This is a genomic window from Nocardioides humilatus, assembly GCF_008373755.1.
In the GTDB taxonomy this organism is placed as follows: domain Bacteria; phylum Actinomycetota; class Actinomycetes; order Propionibacteriales; family Nocardioidaceae; genus Nocardioides; species Nocardioides humilatus.
Window position 1 is genome coordinate 104,263 of sequence record NZ_VUJV01000002.1, and the last position, 11,567, is coordinate 115,829.

At 68.5% G+C, this 11,567-nt stretch carries 3 protein-coding genes; all 3 read right to left on the reverse strand.

Going from position 1 to position 11,567, the window contains the following annotated elements:
- Positions 1-125 precede the first annotated feature (125 nt).
- Entirely contained in the window at positions 126-3,785 is a 3,660-nt protein-coding gene (locus F0U44_RS07395; RefSeq protein ID WP_149727660.1) for a calcium-binding protein, read from the reverse strand.
- Between the two features lie 177 nt (positions 3,786-3,962).
- Positions 3,963-7,631 (reverse strand): calcium-binding protein, encoded by a 3,669-nt coding sequence (locus F0U44_RS07400; RefSeq protein WP_149727661.1) that lies wholly within the window; start codon positions 7,629-7,631, stop codon positions 3,963-3,965.
- 138 nt (positions 7,632-7,769) lie between these two features.
- Positions 7,770-11,480, reverse strand: coding sequence for a hypothetical protein (locus tag F0U44_RS22955; RefSeq protein WP_188113377.1), 3,711 nt, complete (start codon positions 11,478-11,480; stop codon positions 7,770-7,772).
- Between the last annotated feature and the right edge of the window lie 87 nt (positions 11,481-11,567).

Consider the following 11,567-nt stretch of genomic DNA (forward strand, 5'->3'; position numbering starts at 1 on the left):
TTCTGGGTCGAACGACCTGCTTTCGCCTTGGTTTCGAGGCTCGCTTCGCTCGCACCTCAACCAGCGGAAACGGTGTCCGCTGGTTGAGGTGCGACGAGCGCAGCGAGGAGCCTCGAAACCAAGGGCTACGGGATGCTGATCTTGATGTCTCCCGCATCGGTGGTGGCGGTGTCGGTGCCGGCGCCGCCGTTGGCGGTGTCGTTGCCGTTGACCCCGTCGACCGTGTCGAGGTCGTCCTGCCCGTTGCCACCGTTGAGGTTGTCGGCTCCGGCGCCACCGGTCATGGTGTCGTCGCCACCGTTGCCCATCATCGTGTCGTCGCCGGCCATGCCGGAGAGCGTGTCGGCGGTGGTGTGGCCGACGATGTTGTCGCCGCCCGAGCCACCGACGGCCCACTCGAAGCCGATCAGCTTGTCGTTCTCGCCGCCGGCGCCCGAGCTGGCGACGCCGGTGAGCTTGATCGCGACGGCCGTCGTACGGGCGCCGTAGGTGATCTTGTCGAAGCCGGCGCCGCCCTTGATGACGTCGGTGCCGTTGGCAGCGTTGCCGTCGTCGACGATGTCGTCGCCGTCACCGGCGAGGATGGTGTCGTTGCCGTTGACGCCCCGCAGGGTGTCGGCACCGCCGACGCCGGCGAGGTAGTCGTTGCCATCGGCGCCGCTGAGGGTGTCGTTGCCAGCGTTGCCGATCAGCCGGTTGGCGACCGGGCTACCGATGACGGTGTCGTTGCCGCCGCCGGTGGTGATGTTCTCCACCGACGTCATGACGTAGTCGTTCTCGCCAGCGGCACCGTCGTTGGCGGTGATGTCGATCGTGACGTTGACGTCACCGCTACGACCGCCGTAGGAGACCTGGTCGGTGCCGGTGCCACCGTCGAAGACGTCACCGGCGTCCACTGCGGCGGGCTGGGTGATGACGTCGTTGCCGTTCTCACCGAACACCTCGTCAGCGCCGGGTCCGTCGTTGACGGCGTCGTTGCCACCCAGACCACAGATGGTGTCGTTGCCACCCTGGCCGACGATGGAGTCCGGACCCGGGCCACCGACGATCACGTCATTGCCCGGCGTACCGGTCACCGTGCCGTTGCCGAACACCGTGGCGGTCAGCCCGTCACAGGTCGGGACGGACACCAGGTTGATGTCGTCGGTCGCGGTCGTGGAGATCGCCCCCGCTGCGCTGCGGTAGTGGACGGAAACGGTCTTGGTGCCGGGGCCGGCAGGCAGGGTCGCCGTACCGGTTGTGCTGTAGGGCACCCACGGCTCGGAGTCGAAGACGCCGTCGGTCGAGATCTGCATCTCGGTGACCGGGGTGTTGGCCGCGGTCGCCGCGAGGGCCAGGTCGACGGTGGTGTCGTAGGTCTGCGGGTTGCCACCGTCGACCGATACCGACGCGCCGCTGGGGACGGCGGTGTCGCGGTAGACGGTGTAGCCGCCGCCCGTCGCGGACTCGTTGAGGATCACGAGTCCGGTCCAGTCGCTCGACGCTGCCGAGTACGTGAGGTACTCGGCGCCGCCGACCCCGGCGCTGTTGCTGGCGGCGGCGTACTGGGACCGCCCCTGGGTCGTGGTCGCGGCCGTGCCGTCGGACACGTGAGCATGGATCGAGACGTCGATCGTGCCGGAGGGCTGGATCCCGATGTACTGCGTCTGGCCGCCGGCCACGCTGACGTCGAACGGTTGGATGATGTCTGCGGCGGCGAAGCTGAACGACGCCTGACCGATGCCGATCGACTGGTTGCCGGTGACTTCCTCGATCGTGTAGGCACCGCTGCCAGTGTAGAGATAGGCCCGCGGGAAGAAGGTCCCCGTGCGGTGGTTGCCATCGACGAGCACGTAGTCGATCGCCGAGCCGCTGATGACGCTGCTACCCATGAGGGTGGCCATGGCCTCGTCGGAGTAGAGCGCCAGGTCGTAGTCCGCGCCGCCCGGTGGGCGGATCGCCACGCCACCCCAGTAGATGGACGATGCCGTGTAGGAGTAGCGGTGCGGGCTGGGCTGCACGGCCAGCGACGGGCGCACCAGCTCCTGCGTAGAGGTCAGCGGGTCGCGGTGGGTGTAGTCGACGGTGTTCTGGAAGAGCGCCGCGCGCGCGAGGTAGCCCTGGTCGCCCTCGCCAGCACGGTCGGTGTTGAAGTACTCGTTCAACGTGTCGGAGACCTGCTTGCCATACATCGTGGCGTAGATCTCTTCGCTCCCCGAGCCGCCGCCGCCTTCGGTGTAGCGGTCCCACGGGCCTTCGTTGTTGCTGTCGGACAGGTCGATCAGGGCACCGGCGATCCGACCCTCGGAGGTGTCGCTGTAGGCGCCGGTGTAGGTCGTCCAGCCCTGGTTCTCCAGGTCGAGCTCGCCACCGTCGGCCCACCGGAAGAAGGGGTCGTTGAGCACCCGGGCAGGCACCCACTCAGCCCACCCCTCGGTCCAGGCGCAGGTCGTCGACGACGGTCCGAAGATGTAGTGCGGGTTGCAGTTGGTGACCGGCGGCCAGTCGTCGTCGTACAACGCGTCCATCAGGGCGTGCGCGCCCTCGTGGATCGTGATGTGGTCGGCGTCCGGGTCGGCCGCAGCGAGGTGGATGTCGTTGGATCCAGTGCTGTAGTAGGTGCCGTCGGTCGAGGTCGGCGTCCAGTTGAGGATCATCTGGCGGCCCTCGCCGTTGTCGAGGTTCCCGTTGGTCCACTGATAGAGCCGGTTGAGACCGTCGTAGGCGTGCAGTCCGCGGTTGTAGCTGCCGCCGTGGTAGTTGCTGAACTCGAAGGTGCCGCCCGGGTCCGCGTAGTTGTGGGTGGGCAGGGTGAAGATGATGTTGGTGTTGCTCGCGGCGGTGTCGCGCACCCGCCACGCCACGTTGGACGTGATCACCCTGATGTAGACCTCTTGGCCGCCGCCTTCACCGTCGGTGCTCTCGAAGCAGATGTTGTACCTGCCGTCGCCGCCGTTGTACGCCGTCGCGAGGAGGTCGTCGGCAACGACGTCGTCGTCCCACACCTCGAGGTAGAGGTTGAAGCCCGGCTGCAGGGTGTTGGTCTCGTCGTAGAAGAAGAAGCCTCCGGTCGCGCACGACGCGTTGGGCGCCTGCGGTGACAGCGATCCCGGGCCGCTGAGCGGCGGAGTGATGCGTCGGCCGGCCGGTGCGGACGCCTGGGGTAGCCGGACGTTGCTGGGCAGGCGTACGGCGCGCAGCCCGCCACGCGGGGAGAGGTTCGTCGGTTGCCCGAGCTGGACGGACAGCTCGTCGCCGCCGTCGTAGCGGTTGTTGGACGCATCGAGGCGAGCCTGGATGACGCCGAGCCCCGCCTTCGCCCCGGTGACGCGGAACGTGAAGTGGGCGGTCCGGTGTGCCGTGACGCTGATCGTCCGCGTCATGGCCGACATCTGGCCGACACCGGACGGGCGGCTGCCCGCTGCGGAGAAGCCCGTGGCGCCGGAGGCGCTGAAGCCGTGGTTGGTCAGGAGTGTGAGCTTGGCGCCCTTGAGGTCCGCGACCGAGGTCACGGCCACGTCGACGGTCGTGGTGCCCTTCAGCGCCGGGGTCGACGATGTTGAAATCACGACGGAGCTGCACCGGGCGAACTCGTCCTTGGTGTTGTCACCGAGGTTGAGGTCGCAGTCGGGTCCCGCCGGCGCGGCAGGAGCGACCTGCTGTGGTTTTCCCTTGCCGTGGTGACCCGGATCGGTCTTCCCGATGGCGGACTGCACGAAGGCCGGGGCGATGACCAGGCCGGTGACGGTGAGAAGGGTGGCGACGGCGCGCTTCGTAGAGCGTCGGCCGGTGGTGGGAGCAGACATTGCGTCTCCAGGCCTGGAGCGATTAAAGAAAATCTGCACGGCCGATGGACGGCCGAGATGTCCCGAGACGCGCGTTTCTCGGAGCGTATTCCTGCTCTGCCCTCGATGGCATCGCCCGGAGGGATGAAAAATGCACCGGCCCGGCTCCCCACGGGGAGCCGGGCCGGTGGTCAGGCATCAGGGAATGTTGATCTTGATGTCCCCCGGGTCGGTCGTCGCCGTGTCCGTGCCGGCACCGCCGTTGACGGTGTCGTTGCCGTTGACGCCATCGACCGAGTTGAGGTCGTCCTGACCGTTGTTTCCGTTCATGACATCGGTCCCAGCGCCGGCGTTGATGATGTCGTTGCCGCCACCGCCGGTGATGTTGTCGTCGCCATTGCCGCCCTGGAGCGTGTCAGCGGTCGAGTGTCCGGCGATGGTGTCGCCACCGTCACCGCCGATCGCCCACTGGAAGCCCAGGATCCTGTCGTTCTCGCCGCCGGCGCCCGAGCCAGCCGTGCCGTTGAGCTTGATCGTCACGGCCGTGGTGCGTGCGCCGTAGGTGATCTTGTTGAACCCGGTGCCGCCCTTGATCAGGTCGGTGCCGTTGGCGGCGTTGCCCTCGTCGACGGTGTCGTTGCCGTCTCCGGCGAGGATCGTGTCGTTGCCGTTGACACCGCGCAGGGTGTCGGCACCGCCGACGCCGGCGAGGTAGTCGTTGCCATCGGCGCCACTGATCGTGTCGTCACCACCGTTGCCGATGAGCCGGTTGGCCACCGAGCTGCCGACGATGGTGTCGGCGCCACTGCCGGTCGTGATGTTCTCGACGGAGGTCTGGACGAAGTCGTTCTCGCCCGTCGCGCCATCGTTGGCCGAGGCGTCGATGGTGATGTTGAGCGCCACGCTCCGACCGCCGTAGGACACCTGGTCGGTGCCGGCGCCACCGTCGAAGACGTCACCGTTGTCGGCCGCGGCCGGCTGGGTGATGACGTCGTTGCCGTTGTCACCGAACACGTGGTCGGCACCCGGGCCGTCGTTGATGGCGTCGTTGCCACCCAGACCGCAGATGGTGTCGTTGCCACCCTGGGCGACGATCGCGTCCGGACCCGGGCCACCGACGATGACGTCGTTGCCCGGCGTGCCGGTCACCGTGCCGTTGCCGAACACGGTGGCGGTCAGCCCGTCACAGGTCGGGACGGACACCAGGTTGATGTCGTCGGTCGCCGTGGTCGAGATGGCCCCCGCCGCGCTGCGGTAGCGGACCGACACCGTCTTGGTGCCGTTGCCCGCCGGCAGCGTCGCCGTACCGGTGGTGCTGTAGGCCACCCACGGCTCGGAGTCGAAGACGCCGTCGGTCGAGATCTGCATCTCGGTGACCGGGGTGTTGGCCGCGGTCACGCCGAGGGCCAGGTCGACCGTCGTGTCGTAGGTCTGGGCGTTGCCACCGTCGACCGAGACCGAGCCGCCGCTGGGTGCGGCGTTGTCGCGATAGATGGTGTAGCTGCCTGCGGTGCCGGACGCGTTCGTGAGAACGATGCCGGTCCAGTCGCTGTCGGCGAGGTTGTAGGTCACCTGCTCCGCGACCCCGGTGCCGCCAGCAAAGCTCGACGCGATCGCCTCAGAACGCCGCTGGGTTGCTCCCGCGAACGTCCCGTCCGAGTCGTGGGCGTAGAGGTTCACGTCGAGACCTGCGGCCGGGACGACACGGAAGTAGTTCGTCTGGCCACCGGCGACCGACGCGTCGAACGGCCGGATCACGTCGCCGGCTGCGAACGATCCGTTCGTCGTGCCCAGGCCGAGCCCGGTGCCACCGGTGAACTCCTCGATCGTGTAGGCAGCGTTGGTGCCACCGAAGTAGAACGCCCTCGGGAAGAAGGTGCCGGTGCGGTGGTTGCCGTCGACCACGACGTAGTCGATCACGCCGGCTGCACCGGCGCTCGTCGTGAGCAACGTGGCCTGTGCCTCGTCGGAGTAGAGGCTCAGGTCGTAATCGGAACCTGCGGACGACGGCCGGATCGCGACGCCGCCCCAGAAGACCGAGCCCGCCGAGTAGGAGTAGTTGTGCGGGGTCGGGGTCTGGTTGAGCCCCGGCCGATCCAGCTCGACGGTGGACGTCAGCGGGTCGCGGTGCGTGTAGTCGATCGTGTTCTGGAAGAGCGCGGCCCGGGCGAGGTAGCCCTGGTCGCCCTCACCGGCACGGTCGGTGTTGAAGTACTCGTTCAACGTGTCCGAGACCTGCTTGGCATAGAAGGTCGCCATGATCTCCTCGGATGCAGCAGTGCCGCCACCCTCGGTGTAGCGGTCCCACCAGCCCTCGTTGGCGCTGTCGGAGAGATCGATCAACGCTCCGGCGATGCGACCCTCGGAGGTGTCGCCGTAGGCACCGGTGAACACGCCCCACGTCGGCGTCTCGAGGTTGAGCGAAGCGCCGTCGGGCCAGCGGTAGTAGGGGTCGTTGAGCACCCGGGCGGGCACCCACTCGGCCCAACCCTCGGTCCACGCACAGGTCGTCGACGACGGCGTGAAGATGTTGTGCGGGTTGCAGTTGGTGACCGGCGGCCAGTCGTCGTCGTACAACGCGTCCATGAAGGCGTGTGCACCCTCGTGGATCGTCGTGTGGTCGGCGTCCGGGTCGCCCGCTTCGAGGTGGATGTCCTTCGTGACGGTGCTGTAGTAGGTGCCGTCCGTCGACGTGGGCGTCCAGTTCACGACGATCCCGCGGGTCTCGCCCGGGTTGTCGAGGTAGTTGCCGTTGTTCCACTCGTAGAGCATCGAGATGCCGTCGTAGGCGTGCAGCGCTCGGTGCTGGGCGTTGTCGGAGGGCTGGAGGAAGCCGAAGTCGTGCGTGCCGCCCGGGTCGGCGTAGTTGAACACGCCCGAGACCCACGCCCAGGTGTTGTTGCCCGCCGCGGTGTCGCGGATCCGCCACGCGCTGGCGTCGGTCACGAACCGGATGTAGACCTCCTGGCCCGCGCCGTTGGAGTCCGAGCTCTCGAAGCACAGGTTGTAGTCACCGTTGACGTTGGCGTAGCCCCACGTCAGCATGTCGTCGCCGTCACCGGCGGGGTCCTGGTCCCAGACCTGGACGCGGATGTAGCTCGACCCCTGGCTGACGGCGTTCTCGTCGTTGTAGTGGAACGACCCGATGGCGCAGTCGCCGTTGGCGACCTGGGCCGGGGGCTTCTTGCCCGAGACCTTGAAGGGCGTCACCTTCTCCCGCGGCGCCTTCGGGGTGCTGGCGGGCACCTTCGACGTGGCGTAGCCGCGGGGAGACGCAGGGGCGGTGGCGCCGAGGGCCACGCCGAGCTCGTCGCCGCCGTTGAAGGCGTTGTTGTTGGCATCGAGCGTCGCCTTGATGATGCCCGTGCCGGCCTTGACTCCGGTCACGTCGATGCTGAAGTGCGAGGTCGCGTCGGCCGTGACGTCGATCGTCCGGGAGACGGCGGAGAGGTCGCCCGCGCCGGAGGCCTGGGTGCCGGCGTCTGAGAAGCCGTCCGCCCCGGCCAGGGCGAAGCCGTCGTTGAGACCGATGGTCAGGGTCGCATCGCTGAGGTCCTTGACCGAGGTGACGGCGACGTCGACGGTGGTCGTCACGCCGAGGCCGGCGGTCGACTCGAAGCTGAGGACGACGTCGGCGCAGTTGGCGAACTCGTCCTCGGCGTGGTCGCCGATGTTGATGTCACACTCGGGCGCGGCCGGAGCGTCCGCCGCCAGGTGGCCCGGCTTTCCCTTCCCTGGTGGTCCTCCAGGGTCGGGTTGCCCTGACGCGGCCTGGAGGAAGGCCGGCGCGACGAACATCGCCGTGACGACGGAGAGGGTGGCGGCCGCACGCTTGGTGGAGCTGCGCCTGATGCTTGGAGCGGACATGGCGTCTCCTGCCCCGAAGGGCGAGTTGAAGGTAGCCCGGCTGCCGAGCGCAACCGGTCGAGTGCCCCGAGACACGCTCTCGCGACCCTAGGTCGCCACCTTTACTCGCGCATCCGTCGGAAGGATGATTCACGGCCGCTACGGGATGCTGATCCGGATGTCGCCGGGGTCGGTCGTCGCCGTGTCGGTGCCGGCCGCGCCGTTGGCGGTGTCGTTGCCGTTGACGCCGTCGATGGAGTCGAGAGTGTCGTTGCCGTTGCCGCCGTTGAGCGTGTCCGCTCCGGCGCCCCCGTCCACGGTGTCGTTGCCGCCGTTGCCGTTGAGCGCGTCGTCGCCACCGTTGCCGGTGAGGACGTCGTTGGTGGTGTGACCGACGAGCGTGTCGCCGCCCGAGCCACCGAGCGCCCACTGGAACGCGATCACCTTGTCGCTCTCACCGCCGGCACCGGAGTTGGGTGCGCCGGTGAGGCTGATCGTGACGGCCGACGTACGGGTGGCGTAAGTGATCTTGTTGAAGCCGGCGCCGCCCTTGATGGTGTCGCTGCCGTTGGGAGCGTTGCCCTCGTCGACGGTGTCGTCGCCGTCACCGCCGAGGAGGGTGTCGTTGCCGTTGACGCCCCGGAGGGTGTCGGCGCCGCCGACGCCGGCGAGGTAGTCGTTGCCGTCGGCACCGCTGAGGGTGTCGTCACCACCGTTGCCGACGAGCCGGTTGGCCACTGAGCTGCCGACGATGGTGTCGGCGCCGCCACCGGTCGTGATGTTCTCGACGGAGGTCTGCACGAAGTCGCCTTCGCCCGTCGAGATCGAACCGTCGTTGGCGCTGGCGTCGAGGGTGACGCTGACGGCGTCGACGGCGCGGGCGCCGTACGACACCTGGTCGGTGCCGGCACCTCCGTCGAAGATGTCACCTCCATCGGAGGTGGCGGGCTGCTTGAAGACGTCGTTGCCGTTGTCGCCGATGACGTGGTCGCCGCCGGGTCCGTCGTTGACGGAGTCGTTGCCACCCAGACCGCAGATGACGTCATCGCCACCGAGGCCGGAGATGCTGTCCGCGGCCGGGCCGCCGACGATGACGTCGTTGCCCGGCGTGCCGGTCACGGTGCCGTTGCCGAACACGGTCGCCGTCAACCCGTCACAGGTCGGGACGGGCACCAGGGTGATGTCGTCCGTCGCTGTGGCGGAGATCGCGCCGGCGGCGCTGCGGTAGCGCACCGACACGGTCTTCGCCCCGTTTCCGGCTGGCACGGTGGCCGTGGCCGAGGTCGAGTAGGCGATCCACGGCTCGGAGTCGAACGCGCCGTCCGTCGAGATCTGCATCTGGAGCACCGGGGCGTTGGCCGGGACGCCGGCCAGTGACAGGTCAACGTTGGTGTCGTACGTCTGCGCGTTGCCCCCGTCGACCTGGACCGTGCCCGTGGGCGCCGCGGTGTCGCGGTAGAGGGTGTAGTCGCCGGCCGTTCCCGACTCGTTGAGGACGACGAGCCCGGTCCAGTCGCCGGTCCCGATCGTGTAGGAGAGGAACTCGGGCTCACCGGTTCCCGCTGTGGTTCCGGATGCCGCGGCCGCCTGGCGGCTCTGGACCGACCCGGCCGGGGTTCCGTTGGACACGTGGGCGTGCAGGGAGACGTTGAGGCCGGGGGTCGGCACGACACCGACGTACTGCGTCACGTTGGCCAGGACGCTGGCGTCGTACGTCTTGATGATGTCCCCGGCACCGAAGGTGTCGGAGACGCCGCCGATCCCGACGGTGCGATAGCCGGTGTAGGCCTCGATCGCGTACGGCGCCGCGGTGCCTCCGAAGTAGTTCGCCGACGGGAAGAGGTTGCCGGTGCGGTGGTTGCCGTCCACGACGACGTAGTCGATCGTCGTGCCGCCGGAGGTGCTCGACGCGGCGATCGAGGTGTGTGCCTCGTCCGCCCAGGCGTACAGGTCGTTGTCGTTCGTCCCGCGCTGCGCGACGCCGCTCCAGAAGAAGTCGTCCGACGTGGTGGCGTAGGAGTAGTTGTGCGGGTTCGGCTCGACGTTGAGTGCCGGCCGGGTCAGCTCGTAGGTCGAGGTCAACGGGTCTCGACTCGTGTAGTCGATCGTGTTCTGGAAGAGCGCTGCCCGGGGGAAGTAGCCCTGGAGGCCCTCGCCGGTCCGATCGGTGTTGAAGTACTCGCTGAAGGTGTCGGACACCTGGCCGGCTTCGAGCGTCGCCATGATCGGCTCGCTCAAGGCGTCGGCCCCGCCTTCGGCGTAGCGGTCCCACGGCGCGTCGTTGGTGCCGTCGGAGAGGTCGATCAGGGAGCCGGCCACCCGGCCCTCCGAGTCGTCGCCGTAGGCGCTTGTGTGGGTCGTCCAACCTTCGTTCTCGAGGTCGAGCTCCTCGCCGGTCGGCCACCGGTAGAACGGGTCGTCCAGCACCCGGGCTGGCACCCACTCGGCCCAGCCCTCGGTCCAGGCGCACGTCGTGGACGAATTGCCGAAGATGTAGTGCGGGTTGCAGAGGGTGACCGGCGGCCAGTCGTCGTTGTAGAGCGCGTCCATCAGTGCGTGCGCGCCCTCATGGATCGTGGTGTGGTCGGCGTCGGGGTCATCGGTGTCGAGGTGGATGTCGTTCGTGCCGGTGTGGTAGTAGGTGCCGTCGACCGAGGTCGGCGTCCAGTTGACGATCATCTGACGTGAGTCGCCGGGGTTGTCGAGGTAGGTGTTGTAGCCGTAGTGCCACGTCCACAGTCGTGCGATCCCGTCATAGGCATGCAGGGCGCGGTGCTGGGCGAGGTCGGCGGGCTGCAACGCCCCGAAGTTGTGAGAGCCGCCGCGGTCGCCGTAGGTGAACACGCCGGACGCCCACGCATAGTCGGTGTTGCTCGCGGCGGTGTTGCGGACGCGCCAGTAGACGCCGTTGGTCACGAACCGGATGTAGACCTCCTGGCCAGCGGCGCCACCGACGTCGCCGATGTCAGTGCTCTCGAAGCAGAAGCTGTAAGCACCGTCGTCTCCCGCGTAGCCCGTGGCCAGGAGGTCGTCTCCGCCGATGCTGTCCTGGTCCCAGACCTCCACGCGGATGTAGGCGGACGGCTGGCTGACCGCGTTCTCGTCGTTGAAGCGCCAGGTGCCCGTGGCACAGTCACCGGTGGGGTCTCCGGGATCGAGCTGAGTCGCGGGCAGCTTGCCGCGCACCCTCGGCTTGAGGTGCGGATGGAGCGGCTTGCGGGGGGCGGCGAGGCTTGCGGTTGGCGGCACCGGGGACGTGGCGTAGCCGCGCGGGGACGCCGGCGCTGCGTTGCCCAGCTGAACCGCGAGCTCGGCATTGTTGTCGTACCTGTCGCCGTCGGCGTCCAGCTTGGCCTGCACCACGCCGGTGCCGGGCTTCACGCCCGTGACGGCGATCGTGAAGTGCGCGGTCTGCCCCGCCGTCACGTCGATCGTGCGGGAGACGGCCCTCAGTGTGCCGACGCCAGAGGGCTGGGTGCCCGCGTCGGCGAAGCCGTCGGCACCGGCGATGTCGAACGCGTCGTTGACGGCGAGGGTCAGCGTCGCGTCGGCGAGACTCTTGACCGACGTCACCGCCACGTCGATGACTGTCGTCGCACCCACGTCCGGAGCCGAGCCGCGGCTGAGGACGACCTCGGCGCAGCTCGCGAACTCGTCCTTCACACTGTCGGCGGCGTTGAGGTCGCAGTCCGGCGCGGTTGCGGGCGCCGTCGCCATCGCTCCTGGTTCTCCCTTGCCCGGCGGCCCGTTGGGGTCGGTCTTGCCGACCGCGGCCCGCAGGAACGCCGGAGCGATCACCATCGCGCCAACGACGGAAAGGATCGCGGCTGCGCGCATGTTCGATCGGCGCCGGATGCTGGGAGCGGACATCGCGTCTCCTACCGAGGGGCGGTGGGGAAGGTGGCCCGGCCACTCGTGAACCGAACCGCGCCCCCGAGACACGCAACTCCTCAGCGT

Excerpts from the sequence above, each read along its gene's own strand:
- F0U44_RS07400 (WP_149727661.1), bottom strand. The coding sequence starts at position 7,631 with ATGTCCGCTCCAAGCATCAGGCGCAGCTCCACCAAGCGTGCGGCCGCC.
- F0U44_RS22955 (WP_188113377.1), bottom strand. The coding sequence starts at position 11,480 with ATGTCCGCTCCCAGCATCCGGCGCCGATCGAACATGCGCGCAGCCGCG.
- F0U44_RS07395 (WP_149727660.1), bottom strand. The coding sequence starts at position 3,785 with ATGTCTGCTCCCACCACCGGCCGACGCTCTACGAAGCGCGCCGTCGCC.